The following is a 23,594-nucleotide window of genomic DNA, read 5'->3' on the forward strand; positions in this document are numbered from 1 at the left end:
AAGCTGGAGCGGCTTCCGGACTAGCTGGCCTCGGCGAGCAGGTAGTAGTCGCGCACCGAGCGGGCGATCTCCGCGATCACCTTCTCGCGCTCTTCCATCGACTTGTCGCTCTCTTTGATGAAGACGGCGATCACGACCTGACCCTTGCCGTCGGGCAAGGTGATCACGCCCACATCATTCACCGTGCCGCCGATCGTGCCGGTCTTGTGAGCAATGACGGTGCCGGCCGGCATCCGACCGAGCAGCCGGCCCGCGCCGGTGTGACAACGTTGCATGATCTCGATCAGCACCTTGGTGCTCGACGCGCTCAACGTCTGCTGATTGAAAATCTTCGTCAGCAACTGCGCCATCGCAGTCGGCGTCGAGGTGTCGCGCACATCTTTATCGAAGGCCGGGTTGGGATGGAGAGCGCGTTCCTCGAGCTGCGGATCTTTCTTCATCGCCGCTTCCAGCACCTCACTGAACGGGCCCGGCGGCAAATTGTAGAAGGCACGCAGCAAGGTCGCGGTGTCGCGATCGATGCGTTGATCTTCCACGCCCTGCTTTCGCACCCAGGCAGTCGCCGCCTGGGGGCCACCCGCGACCCGGGTCAGCACATCGGTCGCGGTGTTGTCGCTCAATGTGAGCATCAGCTCCAGCAGGTTGTGCACCGACAGGCTGATGCCGGGATGAATCGCCAGGGTGGCGATTCCATCAGACAGCACGATGTCATTCGGCTGCACCGGGACGAGCTGGTCGAGCTTCAACTTGCCCGCATCCACCTGCGCCAGAATCGCCCCGGCGACCGCGATCTTGAACGTGCTCGCCATTGGATAACGATCGCCGGCATTCACCAGCACTTGCTCGCCTTTGCCATCGAGCTTCCAGGCGGCGACACCGACTTTGCCGCCGATCGGTTTAGATACTCGTGCAATTTCAGCTTCGAGCGTGGGAGATGCCATGGCCGCATGAAACGACGACACGGCACACAACACAAGAGCCAGCCGCCAACGACGCAGTTGTTGTTTCATTCGATACATCCTCAAGCGGCAGCCACGCGCCACATGTCTTCGCCCGACAGCTTCAGTCGCATGCAACGGCCGTTGACGACCTCGCCGAACTGAATCCACTCGGGGCTGTGCGGCTCATCCCGCAGATTGAAACGATCGCCGGCGGCCTCGAGCGGCATCATGCCGTCGACCCACAGCTTGCCCTTGCGAAGCACGATGCGGATGCTGCCGATCCAGGGATTGTCGTTGCGATAATGACCGACGTAGTTCTTCCATTCCTTGGGGACGTTGAATTGTTTCTCGCCCTGGTACTTGGCGTTCGTGTACCAGTCGCTGCCCCAGGCCACCTCAACCACGGCGCTCCTGGGATCTTTCGCATTGGCACGACCAAACACGAGCGGGAACAGGCTCTTGCCGCCGTCCGCAACGAGAAATGCGCCGGGTGCACCGGCCGGTTGCAGAGGCACTTTGTTTCCAGCGCGCACCAGGAACAGCTTATCGCCGCTGCTCGCGATCTCCAGCTTGCCACCGGTGCTCTGCTGATAGGAACCAGCATAGTCGGCGGCATCCGGCACACGCAGCGCCGGATTGGCGGCAGGCAGGCTCGGCAATGGCTTGGACAACTGCTGCTCACGCATGAGCTGCACGGCGTACTGCGTGACCGGCGTGGGCCGATAACCCTGCTGAGCGTTGACCGACGCGAATGCGCCGACGCCGTTGTCGATATCGACCAGCAACGACGACATGAACGAGGTCATGCCGCCGGTGTGACGCACGACGTTGTGACCATCGAGCTTGTCGACCGCGATGCCGTAGCCGTAGCTCGCGGTCGGGCCGAACTCGCCAGCAACGATGTGGGCTTTGGAGAACAGCGCGAACGACTCCTTCGACATCAGCCTGCGACCGTTCGGACCTTCGCCGCCGTTCGCGATCATGCGCACGTACGCGCCCATATCTTTCGCCGTCGCGGCGACACAGCCGGCGCCGGTCGTGACGATCAGACCTTGCGCTTCGGCGAGCCGAGCATCGCGCGTGTTGGGACGATCGTTCTGGAACAGCGAATAGTTCTTCACCAGGCGATCGCGAATATCCATCGTGATCACCGGCTCGGACAACGTCATGCCAAGCGGCTCGAGCACGCGCTTGCGAATGACGTCGGGCAACTCGCGACCGTCGAGAGTGCCGGCAAGCTCGCCGAGCGCCTGATAGCCCATATTGCAGTAATGGAAGTGCTCGCCAGGCGCATAAGCGGCGCGATGGCGCAGCGTCGGATCGGAGGGGAACAGCGGGCAATTACCCGGCAAGCCTGAGCCGTGCGTCAACAGATCATGAGTCGTGATGGGCTTGAAGGCCGAGTCGATGCGGAACCAAGGCAGGTATTCCACGATCGGCTTGTGAAGATCGAGCTTGCCTTCGTCATGGAGCTGCAGCAGACAGACACCGACGAACGATTTGCTGATCGAGCCGATCTCGAACAATTCATCGTCCCGCACCGGCGTGTGACGCTCCACATCGCCCAATCCGTAATTCACAACCCGGCGCAGACCTTTGCGATCCGCCAGCACCAGCGTCATGCCGGGCGACTTCATTTCTTCCATGAACTGGCGCGCGAACTCGTCCAGGCGCGCGAACAGATTCGCGTCGGCGCCCGACGCCGCACTGCCTGTCGAATCGGCCACCGCGAAACCGCCTATCGCGGTCGCGCCTGCGAGTAACCCGGTCTGTACCAACATCTCTCTGCGGCTGATCCCCATGGTGTTCTCCTTATGAACCGGGCTGCTGCAAATAACGGTCGAGGAATTCGTGCGTCGCTTGGAACACGCGGCGCCAGCTTCGATGCAAAATGAAATCGTGCACTTCGTTGGGCAGGACCAGCAACTCGGGCTCGACGTTGGTGTGCTCCCGCAGGCCGCGCACCAGCTCGACGCTTTGATCGAAGGGCACGGCGCGATCGTCGTCGCCGTGAACGATCAGCACCGGCGCACGCCAGTTCTTGATCGAGCTCAGCGCCGATGATTGCCATGCCACCTCGGCGACCTGGGCCGACGCGCCAGGAGCCGTCAGGTCCGGCAGGATGGCTTTCCAGTTATGCACGCCGGCCATGTCGACGCCGACCGCGAAGTCCTGCGGAAATTTCGCAAGCGCCAGCGAAGTCATGATGCCGCCATAACTCATGCCGTACACACCGATGCGAGCGGGATCGATATCGCCGCGACTCTTCAAATATTCAACTGCGCCACCGATATCGCGAGCCTCGCTGCCGCCGCCGGCAGCAAAGTCGTCCGGCTCTCGGAAGTTCAGGCCATAGCCCGTGCCACCGCGGTAGTTGACGGAGAGAACGACGTAGCCCTTCGAAGCGAGGAACTGATTCATCGCATACATATGAGTGTATGCGCCCATCGGATGCCAGCCGAGCAGCATTTGCCGCTGCGGACCGCCGTGGAAGAACAACACCGCCGGTTGTTTCGAGCTCTTCTTTCCAGCCGGCGCGAACAGTTGACCGTGCACCGACAATCCATCCGGGCTCTTGAAGACCACCCGCTGCGGAACGACCAGCCGGTCGCTGGGGAATGACAGAGCTTCGCCACTGGCGGGCATCGTCTTGAACGAGCCATCCGCTTGAACCAGCGCGGGCGCCATCGGATTGCGAGCCGTGCTATGTAGTGCGAACAGCGCGCCGCTCTCGGTCAGCACCGGAAAATCTTCGATGCTTTCGCCCTTGGTCGTCCGCTGTGGCTTGCCGCCCTTTGCCGGCACGCGCCACAAATGACGATGATCGTCATCTTCAGCGTTGGACGAATAAATCGCCTCGCGACCGGCCGGATCCACGGTCATCGAGAAGACTTCGGCACCGTCTTGCGACAACGCCACCGGGCGTGCGCCCTTCTGCGACAGATCCAAAGAATAGAGTCGCAGCCAACCCGTCTTCTCCCACGGAAACAGCAAACGATTGTCCGCGGTCCACAGCAAACTCGCGCTGCCTTCGATGGGCTGGAACACGCTGCCGGGGCCCGCATCGGCGGTCCACACTTTGTTGGCGCTGCCGGTGGTTACATCGCCAACCCACACCGACCACGGATCGCCGGCGCGCTTCGCGAAGAACGCATCGGTCCAGAAAGAGATGGGCAACGACGGATAACGAACCCACGCGAGCCGCTTGCCGTCGCGAGACCAGCGCAGACTCATGTCATGGTCGACGCCCGGGCTCAGCCATTGAATATTTTTGGACGCCACCTCGATGACGCCGATCACGGAATAATCCTTGCGATTACTCGCAAACGCCAGGCGCTTGCCATCCGGCGACCAGGACAGCTCGCTGGCCGCGCCGGCATCCTGGATCAACTGTGTCGCAGCGGCGGCTTGAGACAGATTGGCGATCCAGATCTGCCCGGCGCGCACGAACGCGATGTCGTCATTAACCGGTGAAGTAACAGCATTGCTGCCCGGGCCAAATGAGCGGACCTCGCCCGAGTCGAGCCGCACCGACGCGATTTCCATCGCGATGGGGCCCGCCGCCGAGCTCAATGGATTGACCGGCCCGCCGCCCTCGAGACTGCCGCCACGCGAGAACACGAGCGTCGAGGCGTCATGCGACCACTGCAGATCGGCCAGCTCGACGCCGTTGTCTCCTTGTTCGCGCGTGAGCGCGCGAACGGCGATCTTTCCGTCCTTGCCTGCCTGCCCCAAATAGACATTGCGCGCCCCCTGATAATTAGCGATCCAAGCGACCTGCTCGCCTGTCGGCGCGGCCGTCAATCCAGAGGGAAACGGCGCGCTCAACAGATCTTCGATGCTGATGGATTTGTCGGCGGCGTCGGCTTGCGGAGCGAGAGTGGCACCGAGCCATAGGCACAAAGAAAGCAGCAGGCCCGCGCCTCGTTGCCGAGCGCGGTCTGGCGATTCGGAAAGCGTCATTGCGACTCCCGGACTGTGGTATCCCCCACGGGCCAGTCTAGGGAGCAAGCCCTCCCTGTCAAGAGAATTTTCTCCATACAGGATAAACCGCTCCAGATGGAGACTACCGCGGCAAACTTACCCTGCGGTAAAATGCCGCTACGCCGTGCCGGCGCGACGCCTGGCTTTTGCGGGAGCCTTCTTGTTCGTAGGAGATCTGGCCAATTTCGGCTTTTCAGCGTTGCCAGCGGCGTCGGCCTTGATAGGCTTGGGCGCTTCGCCGCGCGCCTGGGCGATCAGCTCCTGCTGGAGGTTGGTCGCGGCCGAGGCACACACGGCGAGCACCGTCGCTTCCTCGAATCCATCGGCAACGAGGTAGCCGTGGCCCATTTCGCTATCCAGATAAATGTACTCGCCGGCTCGCAACGTAATCGGATCGTAGAACTCCGAGTGCACTTCGATGGCACCCTCGATCACGTACGTGAATTCCTCGCCGGGATGACGCAGCAGCTCGCCGAACTCCTGCATGGTCTTGGAACGCACCCGGCTGATCAGCGGGATCATGATCTTGCCGCGCAGCTCGGTGCACAGGTAGCGATAGTCGTAGTTCTTGGTCTCGATGGTCAGGCTGTCGGCGGTCTGACCCACGCTTCGGCGAGCCATGCCTTTGGGCTGCGACGCGGCCGGCGAGGCGTTGAGAAAGTCCGACAGGCTCATGCCGAGCTTGTCGCTCAGATCCACCAGCTTGTCGTAAGTCAGCGTCAGGTGACCCTTCTCGACCTTGGCGAGCGTCGAGAGCGGAATCGCCACGTGCTGGCTCATCTCTGCAAGCGTCCAGCCGTTGCTGGTGCGGATGTGCCTAACGATATTTCCCAGGCTGGGTTTGGCCTTTACCATACAATGCAAATCATAACGTCAGCGCTGCTCCTGTGCAGCTTGCTTCGCGTCCTCGAGGATCCCACATGACTTTTACGATCACCCCGCACGCTTCGCCCGTCAGCGCCCAGGCCCGCGAGAAAGCTCTCGAAGATCCCGGCTTCGGCCGTGTCTTCACCGATCACATGGTCACGCTGCGCTGGAGCGCGGCGCAAGGCTGGCACGACGGCAAAGTCACAGCACGCGCGCCGATCGCCATCGACCCCGCCGCGTCCGTGCTTCACTACGCGCAGGAAATTTTCGAGGGCATGAAAGCGTATCGCACCGCTAAAGGCGATATCGTGCTTTTTCGTCCGGACAAGAATGCGAACCGCTTTGCACGCTCGGCCGAGCGCCTGGCCATGCCGGTCATTCCCGAAGCACTGTTTATCCAGGCCGTCGAAGCGCTGGTGAAGATCGATAAGGACTGGGTGCCGAGCGGCGCCGGCAGCTTGTATCTGCGCCCCTTCATGTTTGCGAGCGAGGCCTTCCTCGGCGTGCGCCCGGCGCAGGAATACCTGTTTTGTGTGATCGCCTGCCCGGTCGGCCCTTATTTCAAAGGCGGCGACAAGCCGCTGAAGCTGTGGGTGTCGGATAAATACACTCGCGCCGCGCCCGGCGGCACCGGTGCGGCGAAGTGCGGCGGCAACTACGCCGCGAGCCTCATCGCTCAAGCCGAAGCCTCCGAGCATGGTTGCGATCAAGTCGTGTTCCTCGATGCCGCCGAGCATCGCTGGATCGAAGAGCTGGGCGGCATGAACCTGTTCTTCGTGATGAGCGACGGCTCCATCGTCACGCCGCCGCTCACGGGAACGATCCTGCCGGGCATCACCCGCACCAGCATTATCGATATCGCGCGTGACATGGGAATGAAAGTCACCGAAGCGCCCTATTCCATGGATCAGTGGCGCAGCGACGCGGAGAGCGGAAAACTCAGCGAAGCGTTCGCCTGCGGCACGGCTGCGGTGGTGGCGAGCATCGGCGAAATCGTCAGCTCGTCGGGCTCGTTCCGCGTCAAGAATGCGTCGGGCGCGACGGTCGCCAGCAAGCTCAAAGAGCAATTGGTCGGAATTCAGAAAGGTAACATCGCCGACTCACGCGGCTGGGTTCGCAAGATCTGAGTCAGCGACGATCCACGCCGCCGGCTAATACCACAGTGATACAAATGCCGGCCCGGGTGAAATGCCCGGGCCGGCCGAACACAGCCGTTATTGGTTCACGCCAGCTACGATTGGATAGCCCGCCTCACGCCACGCCTTCATTCCACCATCCAGGGCCACGGCGCCCTTGAACCCCATCTGTCGTAACGTCGCCGTCGCCAGCGTCGACACCCGGCCGAATTCGCAATAGACCAGAATTCGCCGCGTGGGATCCGGCAGCTCCTGATTCACACGCAACTCCAGCTGCCCGCGAGGCAGATGTTGTGCGCCTTGAATGTGACCTTCCTGGAACGCGTCGCGCTCGCGCACATCGAGCACGATGAAATCGCATTTGTCGCTCTCGACACATCCTCTCAACTCCGCGAGCGACATGAAAGGCACGGCCGCCGCAGCCTCCGCCAACATTTGCGCGACCGTCTTGCCTCCGGTCATGTTCGTACGCAGTGCCTCGGTGATATGCGTCGGCATCGTCAGGTTGAGGTTCTGCATCATCTCGACGAAGGCCCCGCGATCGCGCTGCTGAAGCCGCGGATTCTCGGCCAGCTCCTGACCGATCGTAGTGTGCGAGCGACCTTTGTATTCGTGCGCCGGAAACACCATCGTCGCCGGGTCCAGCTTCAACACGTTGTTGAACAGACTGTCGTAGAGCGCGCTGGCATCGCCGCTCGGCAAATCGGTGCGGCCGGTGCCGCCGATCAGCAAGGTATCGCCGGTGAAGACCCGATCCTGCACCGTCAAACACATCGAATCGCGCGTATGGCCGGGCGTATGCATCGCCTGCAGTCGAAGTTTGCCGACGACCAGCAGCTCCCCGCTTTGCAGCCGCAAATCGACGAACGGCGCCGGGCTGAAACCATGCATCACCACGGGAACATTGAGCTGCCGGGCCAACTGCTGCGTGCCCGAGAAATGATCCGCATGGGTGTGGGTATCGACCAGATATTTGATGCGTAGCCCATCGCGCGCGGCCAGGGCCAGATAACGATCGATCTGACTCAGCTCCGGATCGATCAGCGCCGCAGCGCAGGTCTCTTCACAGCCAATGAGATAGGAGCGGCAGCCCCCGGAGACCACGGTTTCGAACAACATGACACGCTCCAGGCCGAAGGCACTGGCAAGAATCGTAGTAGCAAGCCGGCGACAGCCGCAATAGCGCGGCTACGGCCACCGACTTCAGTAGGTTACGCCGCTTCGCCCGGCGTCTCGAGCATGGTGTCAGCGAATTGTTCCAGCTCATCGAACGCGAGCACACGGCCGGCGTCGAGCACTACCACGAAGCTCCCGTCCACCCGCGCCATGCCGGCGATGAAGTCGCTACGAATGTTGGTGCCGAAATCGGGCGCCGACTCGATATCCGATTCGGGAATGTCCAGCTCGGTCGGCGCGGTGTATTCGATGATCTCCTTGATGGCCAGGATTCCGGTCGCATACACCTGCCGGCCCAGCGAGAACGTCAGGTACTGGGGCGTTTGCATCCGTGCTCCCACCGATCAGGCGAATTTCGAGAACTGGGCCGGATCGATCTCGCCGCTCGGAACGCTGAAGCTGCCGCTCATGGGCGGAGCAGATGAGCGCGCCGGTGCGCGACCGCGAGATTTCGGCGCGGTGACCGGCGATGCAGTCGCCGCTTTGCGGGCCTGCGACTGTCGCGCCACCGAGTGTTCTTGAGACAGTTTGAAGAACTGCATCGTCTGCTGAAGCTGCTCGGCCTGCGAGCTCATTTCCTCGGCGGTGGCCGCCAACTGTTCGGACGACGACGCATTCTGCTGAGTCGCCTGCGACAGGTTCGTCATCGCAGAGTTGATCTGCCCGACACCGGAAGACTGCTCCTGCGAGGCCGCCGAAATTTCCTGCACCAGGTCCGAAGTCTTCTTGATCGACGGCACGATTGCGCTCAGCAGCGCGCCGGCCTTTTCCGCCAGCTCGACGCTGCCGGAAGCCACCGTACCGATCTCTTGAGCCGCCACCTGGCTGCGCTCGGCGAGCTTGCGAACTTCTGCGGCCACCACCGCGAACCCCTTGCCATGCTCACCGGCACGCGCCGCCTCGATGGCCGCGTTCAGCGCCAGCAGGTTCGTCTGATAAGCAATGTCATCGATGATGCCGATCTTCTGCGCGATGTGTTTCATCGCCGACACCGTTTCGCGCACGGCCTCGCCGCCATCGACCGCTTCGCTGGCCGCCTTGGTCGCCATGCTGTCGGTGACCTTGGCGTTGTCGCTGTTCTGTGCGATCGACGCCGTCATCTGCTCGACGGACGCGCTCGTCTCTTCGACGCCAGCTGCCTGTTCCCCGGCGGAGCGAGACAATGTTTGCGAGGTGGCACTCACCTCTTCAGCCGCGCTCGACAACGACTGTGCCGCCGCGTTGACTTCACTGATGATCACGGAGAGCTTGAGCACCGTGCTGTTCGCGTACTCTTTCATCTCGCCGAAAGCACCGGCGTACTTTGCATCGACGGTCTGAGTCAGATCGCCTTCGGCGAGCGCGCTCAGCACGCGGATCAGATCGCGAATCGGCTGAACCATGCCTTCCATGGTGGCGTTGATGCCGCCGACGATCCGGCCGAAATCGCCATGATGTTTAGTGGCATCGGCGCGTGCGTCCAGACGTCCCTCGACCGCGGCCTTCACCAGCATGTCGGTGTCGACGATGAGCGCCTTGAGGTTCGCCCGCACCCGCTCGATGGTCTCGTTGATGAACGCTTTCTTGCCGGGGAACTGATCCAGCGGCGCGTCGAAATTGCCGCGACCGAACTCGGCCACGCACGCCATCGCCTTCTTTTTCACGGCAATGTGACCGGCCACCATATCGTTGATGCCCTTGGCCATGGTGCGGAAATCGTTCTGGAACTTATCGATATCGATGATGACGTCGATGTCGCCCGCGTCGTGCTCCTTCGACATCCGGTTCATCTCGGCGATCAGGCCGCGCAAGTTGCCACGAACCTGCTCGATGGTGTCGTTGATGAAAGCTTTCTTGCCGGGGAACTTGTCCAACGGCGCATCGAAGTTACCGCGACCGAACTCGGCGACGCAGGCCATCGCCTTCTTCTTCACCGCGATGTGACCGGCCACCATGTCGTTGATGCCGGCGGCCAACTCACGAAATGCTCCAGCGTACTTGCTCGCGTCGATCCGCGTATCGATGTCGCCGGCTTCATGCTCGGCGCTCATGCGAACCATATCCGATGAAATCTGCTTGATGCGCTCGAGCAATGTATCGACGCCTTGCGCAACCTCGACGAGGTGCGGCGGCAAGCCGTTACTCTCGATACGTTTGGAAAGATCGCCCTGCGCCGCGGCTATAACCACGCCGCCGATGCAGCTCTTGATCAGCGCTTCCTGTGCTAACCGGTCGGTATGCTCGGTCCACGTCAGCACCGCGCCGGTCTTCCGGCCGCCGCCGTCGAGAATCGGCGCGTTCTCAATAGCAAACGTCCGCACGCCGATCTTGAGACTGGCGCCCGACTGCTCCAGGGGATGGCTCGCAAGGCGGTAGAACAGATCCAGCGGCTTACCGACCAAGTCGTCAGCGGAGAACTGCGGCAAGCTCTTCCTGATGTCGCCTTCCACCGACCGCAACAGCGCGCGAAGCGCCGGATTCAGGTGGACGATCGTCTCTCGTGAGTCCGTCACCAGAAGACTGGCGGGCACAGCGTCCAACGCCTGCGCCAGGATCTTGTTCTTACCAAACATCGTTCGACTCCAATTCTCGGATGACAGGCATTCGTGCAGTGCCGCAAAACGGCCCTCCGCTGGGGCTCACTACGGCCCCTGCTGAATAACCTTTAGTAAAACCGGGAAATGGGCCGGGGGTGGACGCTCAGAAGTGTGAACGACTCGTGGTAACAGGCAGCGCACCGCGCCCCAGCGCACGAATCGACGCGCCTCCGATCGCTCCGCATAGTTCGCCGCACGATTCGTCTTGCGGAGGGAGTCATGAAGAAAGCTGCCGCCAAACCCAACGGAACTGCGCATCCCTCCAACAGTCATGGCACGCCTGAAGTCCTGCCGCGTCCGGACTTTCACTTCACCGGCGACGTCGGTCGCACTTATCTCGACTCCGATCCGGCGCGATTTCCGCAACCTGTGCGAGCGCCCGCCAGCGCGCCGAATATTCTGCTCATCCTGATCGACGATTGCGGTTTCGGTCAGTACAGCACCTTCGGCGGCGGCATTCCTTCGCCGACGATGGACAAGCTCGCGGCGGAAGGTTTGCGTTACAACCGTTTTCATACAACGGCGTTATGCAGCCCGACGCGCGCCGCGTTGATCACCGGTCGCAATCATCATTCGACGTCGTTCGCCGGCATCACCGAAGCTGCGACCGGTTACGACGGCTATACCTGCATCCTGCCGCGTAGCTGCGGAACCATCGGCGAGGTCCTGCGCCAGAACGGCTACATGACGGCGTGGATCGGCAAGAATCACAACACGCCTCCTTGGGAAACGAGCGCGGTGGGCCCCTTCGATCGGTGGGCCAACGGGCTCGGCTTCGATTATTTCTACGGCTTCAATGCCGGCGACATGAATCACTGGAATCCAGTGTTGTTCGAGAATCGGAATCTGGTGCCGGCCTCGCGAGACCCCAACTATCATCTGACCACCGACCTCGCCGACAAGTCGATTGCCTGGGTGCGACAGGCCAAAGCCATCGCCCCCGATAAGCCCTTCTTCTTATATGTCGCGACGGGCGCGACCCATGCGCCTCATCAAACGCCCCGGGAATGGATAGACAGGTTCAAGGGCCAGTTCGACGACGGCTGGGATGCTTACCGTGAGCAGACCATCGCGCGACAAAGAAAACTCGGGGTCATTCCCGAAAAGACCGAGCTGACGGTTCGTTCCAAAGGCTTGCCCGCGTGGGATTCGCTCAACGCGGATCAGAAGCGTCTTTATGCGCGAATGATGGAAGTGTTCGCCGGCTACGCCGCGCAATGCGACTACGAGCTTGGGCGCATCGTCGATGCGGTCAAGCAACTGCCCGGCTCGGACAACACGCTCGTCATCTATATCGCCGGCGACAATGGCGCGAGCGCCGAAGGCGGCCTCGAAGGCTCGCTGTGCGAGAACATGTTCTTCAACGGCTTCTCCGAGAAATGGCAGGACAATATCAAGGCCATCGACGAGCTCGGCGGCCCGAAACATTTCAATCATTTCCCGTCCGCGTGGGCGCACGCGATGAACACGCCGTTCCAGTGGACCAAGCAGGTCGCGAGTCATTTCGGGGGCACCCGCAATCCCATGATCATCTCGTGGCCGGCGAAGATCAAAGAGAAAGGCGGGTTGCGCGACCAGTTCATCCACACCATCGACATCGTGCCGACGCTGTACGAGCTGTGCGGCATCACGCCGCCGACCGATCTGAACGGCGTCAAACAAAAGCCCATCGAAGGCGTAAGTTTCGCGGCCACGCTCGACGATGCGCAGGCCAAGAGCGGTCGCAAGACTCAATATTTCGAGCTGGGGTGCAACCGCGGCCTGTATCACGAAGGCTGGATGGCCTCCGCTCCCGCGTTTGTGCCCTGGGATCCGAATCGACAGGAGTGGGATCCGGACAAGGCGATCTGGGAGCTGTACAACGTCGAGGAGGATTTTTCGCAAGCTCGCGATCTCGCCAAACTGTTTCCCGAGAAGCTGCGGGAGCTGCAGGACCTGTGGTGGGTCGAAGCGGCGAAGTACAGCGTGCTGCCGCTGGACTGGCGCGCCGCGACTCGCTTGAACTCAGAGCTGATGGGACGCCCCAGCCTCATCCGTGGCCGCAACTCCATCACCTATTATCCGGGCACGATCGGCTTGCCGGACGCAGCGTCACCGGCGATGTGTAACAAGTCATGGAAGATCACCGCGGAAATCGAGATCGCCGACGGCAACACCGAAGGCATGGTCATCACTCACGGCGGACTCGAAGGCGGCTATGGCCTCTATCTCAAGGAAGGCAAGCCGACGTTCGTTTATAACTTCCTGAGCGTCGAGCGCATCACCTTCGCCGCGAAGGAACCGCTGCCGCCCGGCAAGACCACGCTGGTCGTCGAGTTCAAATACGACGGCGGCGGCTTCGGCAAGGGCGGTCAGATCTCGATGAGTGCGAACGGCAAGCCCATCGCCAGCGGCCGCCTGAATCGCACCATCCCGATCCAGCTCTCCCTCGGCGAAGGCATCGACGTCGGCACAGACACCGGTTCGCCCATCGATTTCACGTATCAACTGCCCTTCACCTTCACTGGCAAGATCTCCCATGTAACCATCGATCTGGGGCCGCTGGATGTCGGCGAGAAAGTGACGGCGAAGGCGAGCTGAGTTATCAGGGGACGATGCCCCTTGTAAGGCGTCGCCCTGCCCCCATGCAGCTGGCTTCATACTCCTAACAGAAGCTCAGCATGGACTCGCTCATTCGCTTCATTGTAGTCACGATCGCTACCGCCGCCGTCATCATCGGCGCCGCCGTGGCTGGCACCGCCGCGGTCAAATGGGCCCGCAAAGGATCTCCGATGGCAACCTTCGTCAGCTGGGCGATGCTGCTGCCCACGGCGGGCATGAATCCCAAGCCGCCGCCGCAGGAACAGATCGAGCAGGTCAATCGGGATCGGGCGGTTAAGAAAGAAGATGAGTCGGGCGCCGACGTCTAGCGGGTGCCGATTCTTGCCAGCCCCTGCTTCGCGAGCCACGCGCCAAGCAGGCTGAAATATTCCGCCGAGTCCGGCGTCTCTTTCGGGGACAACACTGGATCGATCTGATCCACCGGTGACACGGTCGTCGCCATCGAATGGTCCGCGCCTTGAATGACGGCGACCTCGATGTTGGGATGATGAGGAGCACTCGCGCGAAAGCGCTCTACGGAAGTCTTCACGGGCACCCATGGATCGGCCGTTCCGTAAATGACCAGCGCGGGCTGACGAACTTTGTCCAACGTCGCCAGGGGATCATGTTGAATCTCCTTGGCCCAGCGCGACTCGTCGGGATTCTTGAACGTCTTGTTCATATAGATGAGCTCAAACCACGGCTTGGCCGCCGCCGCGTCGAGCACCGACTGAGTGCTGGCACGATCCCGTTTCCCGCGCATGAAATCATCCACTGCAAGGCGCGTCGCCGTGGCCTGATCGATGTCGGCCTGAGAGAATCCTTTGATCCGCAGAATGTTCTGCGACGCGAAGATCATCTGCACATCCGGCGTCGTCATCGGCGCCGAAATTGAAATCGCGAATGCGGCCTCGGGGCTGCGAGAAGCCGCGAGCAACGACAGCCAGCCGCCCTGGCTCAATCCCCAGAAGCCGATACGTTTGGGATCGATGCGCGTGTCCTTCGCAAACATCTTCTGAGCCGCGATGCCATCGTCGGCCAGCATGTTGTAGTCGCTGTCTTCCAGCTTGCCGCCAGACTTGCCACTACCGCGACGATCAAACACGAACACGGCCATACCCAGCGGCGGCAGCGCTTCGGTCACGTGTCGATACAAAGGAAAGTCTCGCGTCGCCGCCGAAGCCGCGTGATACACGATGACGAGCGGAACGCGCCCGTCGACTTTGGGCGCGTACAGCGTGCCACTCAGCTCCGCTCCGGCATTAGCAAACGTTCGCTCCTGCACCTCGACCGTCGTCGTGGGAGCGGCACTCCAGAACGGCGGCGGTGAGCCAGCCGGCTCGGCCAACGCGGCGCTCGACAGCAGCGCCACCAGCAACAGCGCAGTCCGTTTGCTATTCATTCGCCCTCAGCGTTTCAGAATGAACTCCCGATCAACCGTCTTCCCGACCGGAAAACCATACTCGCCGACCTTGCTGAATCCATAGCGTTCATAGAACCGCTGCGCGCCGTAGTTCTCCGACCAGACGCCGATATACAGCGGTGCGCGCCCCTGCGAGGCGAGCCATTCGAGACCGAGGTCCATCAACCGCCGGCCGAGCCGAAGATTGTGGAACTCCGCGAGCACATACAGCTGCTGTATCTCGCCGGCCTGCGCTTCCAGATTCTCCACCGGAAGTTTGCAGGCACCCACCGCGATGAAGCCGATCTTCCGCCCGCTCTGGTGCTCGACCACGAACACGCCGCGGGTTGGATCGTTGAGCGAACGAGCCCAGCTCTCCGGCGTATGACTCGTGGCCAGGAAATTCTGCAGGTCCTCGGGCGGATACAAGTGCCCGAACGTTTCAGTAAACGTCGCGCCCCCCAGCTCGGCCATGGGCACGGCGTCGGCGGGAGTGGCCTTACGGATGGAGATCGAATCGGGAGTGAGGGTCATGGCGGACAACAGAAACCGGACAGGCCTCCACTATGCCACGCCGCCCCGCCCCAGGGGAAAGCCAGGTTCAGTATCGGCCGTCGATCCTCAGCATCCAGTGGCGCGGCTCGCCGTACCAGCCGTGCAGATTGGATTCCATCGCCTCGTAGTAGATCTTGTCAAACACGTTGCTCACGCCGAGCGCCACCCGCCAGTTCGGATCGACATCGAAGGCGGCGCGCAGGTCGAGCACGGCGTACGACGGCTGCACGGTATCCACTGAAAGACACACATAAGCCGGCGCCGGGCAATAGTTGGTCATTGCACGAGCCGTTGTCTTGCTCTGTGCGTGCACGCTGCCGCCCACTTGCCAGCGATCGAACGCACCTGGCATCCGTACGTTGGTCCAGGCCTTGAACAAGTGCTTCGGCGTGAGCCGCGAGAGCGGCCCGCCCGTTGGGGCCTCGTTGTCGTTGTATGTGTAGCCCGCGCCGAGACTCCAGCCTGCCAACACTTCGCCGCTGAGCTCCGCATCCACGCCCTGACTCTTATTGCTGACGCCCACGTAACAACAATCGCGCTTACTGATCGTTGTCACATCGTGCGGCGTCGAGACCAACTGCGCCAAATTGCTCTGCTCGATGCGATACGCCGCCAGCGAGCCATTGACCGCGCCATTACGCCACTCGCCTTTGATGCCCGCCTCGATATTGACGCCTCTCACCGGCTCGAGCGGATTGCCCGGCGATCGATCGTAGAGGCCCTGCGCGCGGTAGATGTCGGAATAGCTGGCGTACAGCGAATAGTTGCGACTGATGGCATACGTCACGCCCGCGTACGGCGTGACGACATGATCGGTGCCGAAATCCGTCGACAGATCGAGCTCGCGTGAGCCGACGCGAATGATGTATCGCGAGCGGTTCCTGTCCCCGCTGATTCGTGCGCCACCTAGGACCGACCAGGCATCGTCGAAGTAGATGCGCAAGGATGCAAACATTCCGTACTGATCCAGGATCGAGGATCTGAAGGCGTCGACATCGGCGTCGCGCGTGAGTGCCGGATTGACGATGGCACTTGAATCGAAAGCACGCGGATCGATCGGGGCCGTGCCCAGCCCGTAGTAGCTTTCGTTGTGCGCGTGTGGCCTGAAGCGACTGAAATCGGCACCGATCGCCACCTCTTCGCGCCAGCCGAACCAATCCAGCGTGCCGGTCACCGTCACGTCCGCCGATGTTTGCTCGTGAATGTTCGGACCTGCGGTAACCCCGGCCTCCGCGACCGGCAGCATGCTCAACATGTTCGTGAACGGATCGATCAGCGCGTTGAACGACGCGAGCTCATACTCCACTTCGGCACGCCATCCCGACGCGTTCACTCGCAACGCCCAGCCCGGCGACAACTCCTGCCGATACTGTAAATAGACGCTCGCGAGATCGGCGCGATAGCGATTCCAATCGGGCGCCAGCGCCGTGTCACGCGGCAGACGCGAATCCCGACCGTCCGCATACAGCGGCAGACCGAGCGTCGTCGGCGACGCCTTGTCCCATTGATAGCTGGCACCCGCGGTCAACGTCGCCGAATCGGTGACGTCATATTCGAGCGCGCCGAACACCTTCTTTCGCTCGTGCGCATCGATGTCGTAGAAGTAGCCGTTGTGTGCATAGACGCCAGCCATGCGCCCGCGCAAAGCGCCGTCCTCTGCAATGGGCCCTGTGAGATCGAGCTCGACGCGTTGGGTATCCCACGATCCCCTCGTGGCGTTGACCGAGGCGGCGAAGTTGTTCTGCGGACGTTTGCGCACCAGGCTGACCGTGCCCCCGGGGTTGGCATTGCCGCTGAACAAGCCGTCGGCGCCACGCAGGATCTCGACGTGATCGAACTCGATCAGGTCCGGCGTGCCGAGAAACATCACGGTCGTATCGATCTTTGGCGTGACCGCCGCGCCGCCATCGATATGAAACGACGTGATCTGATAGGCACGCGCGTAGAAATCCGGATCGAGCGAGTTGCTTCGAGCCATCGTGATGCCGGGCGCGTTCGCCAGCACGTCCGAGAGCGTGACCTCATTACGTTGGCGCATCTGCTCGCCGGATACGATCGACACGGTTTGCGGAATCTCGCGCAACGGCGTCGCGATCCGCGTCGCTACGAGCTGTTCGGCAAGACCGACGACAACCACTTCTTCCAGTGGCGCAGTCGCTTCGGCCGGCTGCTCTTTGGGTTTGCTTATAGGGCGAGGCTTCGCCGCGGCTCTCGTCTGCATCGGCCGAACCTCGACCGTCTGCGGATTGATGATTCGAAACGTCAGCCCCGATCCGGCCAGCAGCCGTTCCATCGCCGCCTCGAGGGTGTAGTTCCCAGCGAGGGCCGGAGCGTTCAGCCCCTCGGTCACGCGCGAGAAAAAAATCACCTGCACATCGGCCTGACGCGCCAGCTGCTGCAAGGCGCCCGCGAGCGGTTGACGCTCGATGGAGAAATCAACCGATCCCGCGTGGGCGAGCGAGCTGAGTATTAGCAGTGAGAACAGTGCGCGTGCGGTCACGAACTATCATACCGATCCTGTCATTTGACCGTAGCAGGTTCGCGGACGACGTTCTTGGATGATTCTGCGGTTCGTTGAACATCTCTGCGCCGGACGGTGCCTCGGTTCTTGCGAGGTGGAGCGTCGTACCGGAGCCACGAAGCTATAACCCTGACCCGGCACATTCGCGATGTAACGCGCGCCCTGTTCGCCGTCAGCGAGGCAGCGGCGCAGGTACGTCATCTGCACTCGCAAGTTCGTGGTCTCGACCACCAACCCGCGCCAGGCGCGAGAGATCAGCTCACGTTGATTCACCACTTCACCGGCCCGCTCCACCAGCGCGATCAGAATATCCAGCGCCCGACTGCCCAACGCGACGGGCGTGCCGTCTTTATGCAGCACCCGCGCCCTCGGAAACAGGCTGTACGGCCCAAAGGACACGGACTCCAGGGCGGCATGGTTCATTTCAATGGACATTACGTTCCTCCTTCGCGCCCTCATCCTCCTTGCGGATCTCGACAGTCCTGGCATTGATCACTCGAAACGACAGTCGCGACCCGGCCAGCAACGCGTACAGCGCCGCGTTCACGGTGTATTTCCCGTTGACGCCCGGCGACTGGAGGCGGTCGGTGAGACTGGAAAAGTAAATGACCTGCATACCGCTTTGCCTGGAAAACTCTTTCAATGCTTCATCCAAAGGCTGCGCCGTAATGCGCAGCTCGAACATCCTGGGCTCGGGCTGGCGCTCGGCCGCAGGGCTGTCGATCGCCAACATCAGACAGAGCATCACGATGCACGACCATGCGCGCACGCCACGCCGTAAATACGCCGCACTCAAGGTGTATCCGTGCCCTTATCGAGCGTCACCACATGATTGCCCTTGCCGTCGTCCGTGATACGCACGCCTGGAATACTGGCCAGGAACGCGAGGAACGACACCGGATCGTTCGCTTTGAACACGCCGGTGATCTGCTCCGCCCGCAGCTCGGGGCTGGCGATGACGATGCGCTCGCGGTTGTAACGATTGAATTCATTCGCCACATCGCCCAACGCGCGGCCGTTGAACACCAGCTGCTGCCGCGTCCACGATGTCGTCTCGTCGAGACGCACGCCATGCTCGGGCGCACTCGGGCCGGTGCTGTCGATCACGACCCGATCCGACACATGCAGCAGCGGCGTATTGCCCTGAGGCAGCGCCTGGCTCAGCCCCTGCGTCAGCGACACCGTGCCTTCGACGATGGTGACCGTCGTGCGATCCGGGCGCACATCCACGTCGAAGCGTGTTCCCACCGCTCGCAGGATCGAGTTGCCGGTGTACACATCGAACGGACGCGCCTGATCGTGCGCAACGTCGAACAGGGCCTGGCCCTGAAGCAGACGAATGACTCGATGGCCCTTGGTGAGCTTCACTTCGATCTTCGTCGCAGTGTTGAGCGTGATGCCCGAGCCGTCTTCCAGCTGGACGAAGCGCTGCTCGCCGAAGCCCGTCTCGAAAGACTGCGGCGTCATCCAGACCATCCAGGCCATACCGATCGCCACGAGCAACGCCGCCGCCATTGCGAAGGCGAACGGAGCGACCCGCGGCCGCTGCTTCGGACGCTGGATCGGCTGCTCATCGCGCAAGCTTGTCACGACCTGATCGGAGTGCGCCTTCGCTTCACGGATCAGCTCTTCCGCCGACGTGTTCGGCCAGCGAATGTCAGCAGACTTCAACGCCTGCATCGTGCGAGCCACGCGCAGATAGGCTTCGATGTGCTCGGGCGAGCGCATCGCCCACGTACCGAACTCACGATGCTCGGCGGCCGACGCGTCGTCCGTACTGTGGAAGGTCTCCCAAGCCTGGGCGGCCTGCTCGCGAGTCGAAGGATCCAGATTTTTTTCGCGCGTCATGTTCAGCCCTCCATCCGGGCACGCAGGTGGTCGTAGCCACGCGCGAGATGTCGTTTGACCTGACGATCCGTCAGGCCCAGTTGTTGCGCGATCTGCTGACAGGGCCAGTCGTCCCGTAACCGTAGCAACACCACGGCGCGCACCACGGGCGACATTTCTTCGAGCGCCTTTTCGAGCCGGCGCTGGGCCATCTGCGCCTCCAGCTCGAGCTCCGGCGCGGTCGGGTCCACCAACGTATCTTCGTCGAGTTCGACCAATGCCTCCGGCGGCACCTTCTGCCCGCGCCATTCCAACATCACGTGCCGCGCCACCTGGAGCAGGTAGGCCTGCGGATTCCGCACCCCGCTCAGGTCCGGTGCGCGGAGGAGCCGGAGATACGTCTCCTGAGCAAGATCCTCCACGTCGACCGAGCTCCGCGCCCGCTGGCGCAGGAACTGGAACAGACTTCTGTTCCAGCGTTGCCGCCAACCTGCGAGTAACGACGTATTTGACATGAGTGGCTAACAGGCCCGAATCGACTGGGTGTGCCTGTATAGAGGAGAAAAAGCGAGGCCGGGCCCCCCTTCCCGTGAAAATTTTTTTGGGCGCCTGGTTTCGAATTTTCCAGGTGCGTCAGCGGACCGTGAAACGCCCGATCCGCCCGAACCCACGCGATAGCTCATCCACCCGACGGCGAATAAAATAGCCACGACGTGACTGCTGGGTCACAGGGAGTTGTTGAGACGATGCTGAGAACCCTCGCGCTGCGGACTCTCCTGTTCGTCACTTATGTTCCTTTAGCCGCAACGACCCTGCAGGCCTACGCGATCTTGTCCTTCAACATCGTCGTGACCCTCCAAGGATCGCTGAGCAATCCCTGGATCGGAGGCTGTGTCGTTCTGGCATCCCTGGCCGGCCTGTATGGCGTCTGGCGAATCTGGTCCATCGGCAAGCGCCTCTGGATTCATTCGACCTATGTGCCACCCGAGCAGGGCGGCCGCGCCAAAGACGGTTACGGGCTATTGGCCGGCTGGCTCGCTTTCGTCGCCATGGCTGCCCTGACCTTCATCGAAAGCAGCGCTCGCCTGATGTCTGTCCAATTCCTGGGCAGCCTCTTCACCCTCCCCGCCGCGATCGTCGCCACCGCCGCGTTCGCCTGGTCGCCGGCCCGGCTCCACATCACTCAGTAACCCAGCACTCGTGATTCTTGTACGCGGGTTTCGAAGCCTTATGAGCCACGCAATCCTTCTCCGCCTCGGCGCGTGTCTTCTGCGGCGGCCCCAGGTAGCCACCGGACAGACCGTGATTATCGGTGCAGGTCGCGTTGAATGGGCCCGCTGCGGCAACAACGACGCCGCTCACCAAGGTCAGCAATAGAAGCGGTCGATACAGCGTCTTCATCACTCCGGCTCCTTGTTAGTTTCCTTCGTGCAGAGTTTTCCCGTGACTGAAATCTAGCAGAGCTCGCTGAACGCAACATGTACACCGTCGCGATGTAGGTTAGATTTTCTTAATGCGGCACAGCAGAAAATTTCTTTAGTTTTTTACGGATCTTTTTCTCGATGACTCTGTCAACAAAGATCTACGACTGGGAGCTGGTATAACCCATCGCTCGAGGTTCCAGCGCGCCAGACGTTTCCGCAGAAACGCCCGCCCAGCTACAATCCGATCCTTAGAAACGGGCTGCTCTGCATCCTATCGCTCAGACTTGATATTGAAAGGACATCGATACGTCGCCCACAGCGCGACTTCAATGATGTCCCGGTTGGCGACATTCTCATCGCCCGGCATACGTCGGTACACAACCTTTCCGTGCTGAATCATGAAATCGACGGCTTCTTCGACACTCCGCACGTAGCCGCACCTGATGAGCGCCTTGCGTACTTGAGCAGCGGTTGATTCTTCCCATGACTGGAAATGCCACTGCAGACGCTGCAGTAGATTGGCACTGCGCCCCACGTACGCTACGAAGTAGTCCTTCGCCACGACCGGGAGATCTTCGACGCAGAACCCGAATGGGATTTTTCTCTTCGCCGGCCCATCCAGCTCAAACGTGAAGGTGCGCGAAAACTGTGTCCTTGGAAAAAGAAAAGCGTACAGGCCGGCTTGGCCTGAAAGTTCTGCGGAAACGCTCGTCCAACTACGCTTGGCTGCTCTGTCAGGGCGCAAGATGCTGCACGCCAGCTCTTGCCAGCCTCCGTCACAAGGAAAGCTCTGGATTACCTGTTGAATCAAATCGGCATTGAGCCTGGCTGGTGCGCTGTTCATTGTTATCCTTCTTTGTCCATTCGCAGCTATCATCCATACGAACAAGCATCACTCAGGGGAAGAAGAGCCGATGATCGTCGACCACATGTTTACTCATCAATTTAATATGCAGATGCATGAGATCGATGCAGCGGTCTCGTTCTACCATGCCAACTGGAGGCACCCTGATTTATACGTGCCGACGTTGAGCCCACTCTACTCGCTATTCCCTTCCGAAACCCATGCCGTCTCAGGCCTGCTTCGCTGGCCTTCTTCATGGCCCAATGCAGATTCCCCTGGAGTGTACTTAATCTTTGCAGCTGACGGACAGCTTCTCTATGTCGGCAAGTCGAGGTCTCTAGGCACTCGGCTCGACAACTATTTCAGGTACTCCAATGGAAGAGGCAGCGACTGCCACATTGTTGATAGTGGCTGGCACTTCAAGCCGTGCTTTGTTGCAACAATCCCCCTGCTTGAGTCCTTCGAGGCCGCGGGTCTCGAGGAGTTCCTGATCGATCGACTGGACCCATGGGAGAACAAGCACGGCTCCCGTCGCGATCCCGCCAGGTTCCTGCCCCAGACAAATCAAGACTGATCGTCCGGTCGGGAAATGGATTGATCTCACGCATGGCTGCTACTGCCTCAAAATCTTCTCCATCGCCTTCCCCTTGGCCAGCTCATCGATCAACTTGTCCAAATAGCGAATCTTCTGCATCAACGGATCCGCGACATCTTCCACGCGGACGCCGCAGACCACGCCTTTGATGAGGGAACGATTGGGATGAAGCGCGGGGGCGCGAGCGAAGAAGGTTTTGAGATCGCTTTCCTGGTCGATTTGCTGTTGCAGCTCCGCCTGGCTGTAGCCGGTCAGCCAGCAGATGATCCGGTCGACTTCTTCTTTCGTGCGATTCTTACGTTCCGCTTTTTGCACGTACAGCGGATAGACCTTGGCGAACTTCATCGCAAACACTCGATCGTTAGCCATTGTCAGCCCGCCTCCGCAGGGGCACCTTGCCGATTTACTGTAACAACGAGAGTGGCACACAACTTATCGCCCAGCCGCTGGCGAAGGCGACCGAGGATGAGGAGCCAATCGATCGGCCCCAGCAGCCACAGCGTGACGTTGCGCACGACCGATTTGGTGTAGGTACAAGGGTGGCGCGTGACCTGATCGATCACGGCGATGCCGAGCAAGCGTTTGCCCACGCTTTGCCCCCGAGGCAGACCGTCGGCGAGCAGCAGGTAGACGACAGAAACAAACAGACCGAAGAATCCCAAGTAGATCGCCAGCCAGCCGAACTGCTTGGCCAGCGGAAAGAACATGAAGGCAAGCAACGAGATCGCCTGCGACACAACTACGTCGATCAGCTTGGCGCCCAGCCGTACTCCGGGCGATGGGATCGCCGCCTTCATCGCCGCTTGCTCGGCCACTCGCTGCTGGGCCTCCGAAGCGACCGCGACCCGTTCCGCCGGCGAAACCGATCTTCCGGCGAGCACTTGCTCGAGAACCCGCGTGGCGGTCTCGGTCAACCCGCCCTGCGCCTGCAATTCGATGAGTTGTTCTGTTTCCAGCGACTCATAGCGCTCGAGAAGATCCTGCTCGGTGACTTTCATGTCTTTCCTTGTGACTGAGCGCGGACAATAGGTGTTCAGTCAGGGGACAGCAAGCGACCGAGCACCGGCTGCCGGCTGATGCTTGAAATGACAAGTCGGTGACTATCCGATTGCGCAGGTCCGTTGGATGAAGGATAAGGGGCGCTTCGACACACTTCATCTGTCTTC

General features: G+C 61.2%; 23 protein-coding genes. 5 read left to right on the forward strand and 18 right to left on the reverse strand.

Features of this window, described 5'->3' with window-relative positions; all coding sequences use genetic code 11:
* Window positions 1–20: 20 nt before the first annotated feature.
* The 4 genes from bla to ACFPN2_RS35695 all read right to left on the reverse strand — a co-directional run bounded on the left by bla (window position 21) and on the right by ACFPN2_RS35695 (window position 5,780).
* A complete protein-coding gene (gene bla, locus ACFPN2_RS35680; protein WP_380605660.1) occupies window positions 21–1,010 on the reverse strand; it encodes a class A beta-lactamase in 990 nt (329 codons plus the stop codon).
* 11 nt (window positions 1,011–1,021) lie between these two features.
* Complete coding sequence (locus ACFPN2_RS35685) at window positions 1,022–2,743, reverse strand: serine hydrolase domain-containing protein (protein ID WP_380605662.1); 1,722 nt, start codon at window positions 2,741–2,743, stop codon at window positions 1,022–1,024.
* Window positions 2,744–2,753: 10 nt separating this feature from the next.
* The gene (locus ACFPN2_RS35690; protein WP_380605663.1) at window positions 2,754–4,904 is read right to left on the reverse strand and encodes a S9 family peptidase; all 2,151 of its coding nucleotides are present in this window, start codon (window positions 4,902–4,904) and stop codon (window positions 2,754–2,756) included.
* 138 nt (window positions 4,905–5,042) lie between these two features.
* The gene (locus ACFPN2_RS35695; RefSeq protein ID WP_380605665.1) at window positions 5,043–5,780 is read right to left on the reverse strand and encodes a helix-turn-helix domain-containing protein; all 738 of its coding nucleotides are present in this window, start codon (window positions 5,778–5,780) and stop codon (window positions 5,043–5,045) included.
* Between the two features lie 65 nt (window positions 5,781–5,845).
* Between ACFPN2_RS35695 and ACFPN2_RS35700 the strand changes: the two genes are divergently transcribed.
* On the forward strand, window positions 5,846–6,919 hold the full coding sequence (locus ACFPN2_RS35700; protein WP_380605667.1) for a branched-chain amino acid aminotransferase: 1,074 nt from the start codon (window positions 5,846–5,848) through the stop codon (window positions 6,917–6,919).
* Between the two features lie 87 nt (window positions 6,920–7,006).
* Here ACFPN2_RS35700 and ACFPN2_RS35705 read toward each other — a convergent pair whose 3' ends face one another.
* The 3 genes from ACFPN2_RS35705 to ACFPN2_RS35715 all read right to left on the reverse strand — a co-directional run bounded on the left by ACFPN2_RS35705 (window position 7,007) and on the right by ACFPN2_RS35715 (window position 10,656).
* The gene (locus ACFPN2_RS35705) at window positions 7,007–8,047 is read right to left on the reverse strand and encodes an MBL fold metallo-hydrolase (protein ID WP_380605669.1); all 1,041 of its coding nucleotides are present in this window, start codon (window positions 8,045–8,047) and stop codon (window positions 7,007–7,009) included.
* A gap of 92 nt (window positions 8,048–8,139) precedes the next feature.
* Window positions 8,140–8,433 (reverse strand): chemotaxis protein CheW, encoded by a 294-nt coding sequence (locus ACFPN2_RS35710; RefSeq protein ID WP_380605671.1) that lies wholly within the window; start codon window positions 8,431–8,433, stop codon window positions 8,140–8,142.
* 15 nt (window positions 8,434–8,448) lie between these two features.
* Complete coding sequence (locus ACFPN2_RS35715; RefSeq protein WP_380605673.1) at window positions 8,449–10,656, reverse strand: methyl-accepting chemotaxis protein; 2,208 nt, start codon at window positions 10,654–10,656, stop codon at window positions 8,449–8,451.
* 243 nt (window positions 10,657–10,899) lie between these two features.
* Here ACFPN2_RS35715 and ACFPN2_RS35720 point away from each other — a divergent pair, with 243 nt between their 5' ends.
* Both ACFPN2_RS35720 and ACFPN2_RS35725 read left to right on the forward strand, forming a co-directional pair.
* Entirely contained in the window at window positions 10,900–13,260 is a 2,361-nt protein-coding gene (locus ACFPN2_RS35720; protein WP_380605675.1) for an arylsulfatase, read from the forward strand.
* Between the two features lie 80 nt (window positions 13,261–13,340).
* Window positions 13,341–13,589: a hypothetical protein gene (locus tag ACFPN2_RS35725; RefSeq protein WP_380605676.1), complete on the forward strand. Its 249-nt coding sequence runs from the start codon at window positions 13,341–13,343 to the stop codon at window positions 13,587–13,589.
* Here ACFPN2_RS35725 and ACFPN2_RS35730 read toward each other — a convergent pair.
* The 7 genes from ACFPN2_RS35730 to ACFPN2_RS35760 form a co-directional block, all read right to left on the reverse strand.
* On the reverse strand, window positions 13,586–14,662 hold the full coding sequence (locus ACFPN2_RS35730; protein WP_380605678.1) for an alpha/beta hydrolase family protein: 1,077 nt from the start codon (window positions 14,660–14,662) through the stop codon (window positions 13,586–13,588). The genes ACFPN2_RS35725 and ACFPN2_RS35730 overlap by 4 nt on opposite strands.
* Before the next feature lie 6 nt (window positions 14,663–14,668).
* The gene (locus ACFPN2_RS35735; RefSeq protein ID WP_380605680.1) at window positions 14,669–15,196 is read right to left on the reverse strand and encodes a GNAT family N-acetyltransferase; all 528 of its coding nucleotides are present in this window, start codon (window positions 15,194–15,196) and stop codon (window positions 14,669–14,671) included.
* 67 nt (window positions 15,197–15,263) lie between these two features.
* A complete protein-coding gene (locus ACFPN2_RS35740; protein WP_380605682.1) occupies window positions 15,264–17,717 on the reverse strand; it encodes a TonB-dependent siderophore receptor in 2,454 nt (817 codons plus the stop codon).
* A gap of 6 nt (window positions 17,718–17,723) precedes the next feature.
* Window positions 17,724–18,173 carry a winged helix-turn-helix domain-containing protein gene (locus ACFPN2_RS35745; protein WP_380605684.1) on the reverse strand — a complete coding sequence of 150 codons (450 nt, stop codon included), beginning with the start codon at window positions 18,171–18,173 and terminating at the stop codon, window positions 17,724–17,726.
* The gene (locus ACFPN2_RS35750; RefSeq protein ID WP_380605685.1) at window positions 18,163–18,471 is read right to left on the reverse strand and encodes an STN domain-containing protein; all 309 of its coding nucleotides are present in this window, start codon (window positions 18,469–18,471) and stop codon (window positions 18,163–18,165) included. The genes ACFPN2_RS35745 and ACFPN2_RS35750 overlap by 11 nt, the downstream gene beginning before the upstream one ends.
* Before the next feature lie 59 nt (window positions 18,472–18,530).
* A complete protein-coding gene (locus ACFPN2_RS35755) occupies window positions 18,531–19,586 on the reverse strand; it encodes a FecR family protein (protein WP_380605687.1) in 1,056 nt (351 codons plus the stop codon).
* 2 nt (window positions 19,587–19,588) lie between these two features.
* Entirely contained in the window at window positions 19,589–20,080 is a 492-nt protein-coding gene (locus tag ACFPN2_RS35760; RefSeq protein WP_380605689.1) for an RNA polymerase sigma factor, read from the reverse strand.
* Window positions 20,081–20,311: 231 nt separating this feature from the next.
* Between ACFPN2_RS35760 and ACFPN2_RS35765 the strand changes: the two genes are divergently transcribed.
* Entirely contained in the window at window positions 20,312–20,755 is a 444-nt protein-coding gene (locus ACFPN2_RS35765; RefSeq protein ID WP_380605690.1) for a hypothetical protein, read from the forward strand.
* Here the strand turns inward: ACFPN2_RS35765 and ACFPN2_RS35770 are convergent.
* Both ACFPN2_RS35770 and ACFPN2_RS35775 read right to left on the reverse strand, forming a co-directional pair.
* On the reverse strand, window positions 20,745–20,969 hold the full coding sequence (locus ACFPN2_RS35770) for a hypothetical protein (protein ID WP_380605692.1): 225 nt from the start codon (window positions 20,967–20,969) through the stop codon (window positions 20,745–20,747). The two genes, ACFPN2_RS35765 and ACFPN2_RS35770, sit on opposite strands and share 11 nt — an antisense overlap.
* Window positions 20,970–21,260: 291 nt before the next feature.
* Window positions 21,261–21,833, reverse strand: a complete 573-nt coding sequence (locus ACFPN2_RS35775; protein ID WP_380605693.1) for a hypothetical protein — start codon at window positions 21,831–21,833, stop codon at window positions 21,261–21,263.
* A gap of 70 nt (window positions 21,834–21,903) precedes the next feature.
* Between ACFPN2_RS35775 and ACFPN2_RS35780 the strand changes: the two genes are divergently transcribed.
* A complete protein-coding gene (locus ACFPN2_RS35780; RefSeq protein WP_380605695.1) occupies window positions 21,904–22,407 on the forward strand; it encodes a GIY-YIG nuclease family protein in 504 nt (167 codons plus the stop codon).
* 39 nt (window positions 22,408–22,446) lie between these two features.
* Here the strand turns inward: ACFPN2_RS35780 and ACFPN2_RS35785 are convergent, their stop codons facing one another.
* Window positions 22,447–22,797 carry a DUF2200 domain-containing protein gene (locus tag ACFPN2_RS35785; protein WP_380605697.1) on the reverse strand — a complete coding sequence of 117 codons (351 nt, stop codon included), beginning with the start codon at window positions 22,795–22,797 and terminating at the stop codon, window positions 22,447–22,449.
* Window positions 22,798–22,799: 2 nt separating this feature from the next.
* A complete protein-coding gene (locus ACFPN2_RS35790; protein ID WP_380605699.1) occupies window positions 22,800–23,426 on the reverse strand; it encodes an RDD family protein in 627 nt (208 codons plus the stop codon).
* Window positions 23,427–23,594: the final 168 nt, after the last annotated feature.

This window comes from Steroidobacter flavus (assembly GCF_042651805.1).
Taxonomy (GTDB): domain Bacteria; phylum Pseudomonadota; class Gammaproteobacteria; order Steroidobacterales; family Steroidobacteraceae; genus Steroidobacter; species Steroidobacter flavus.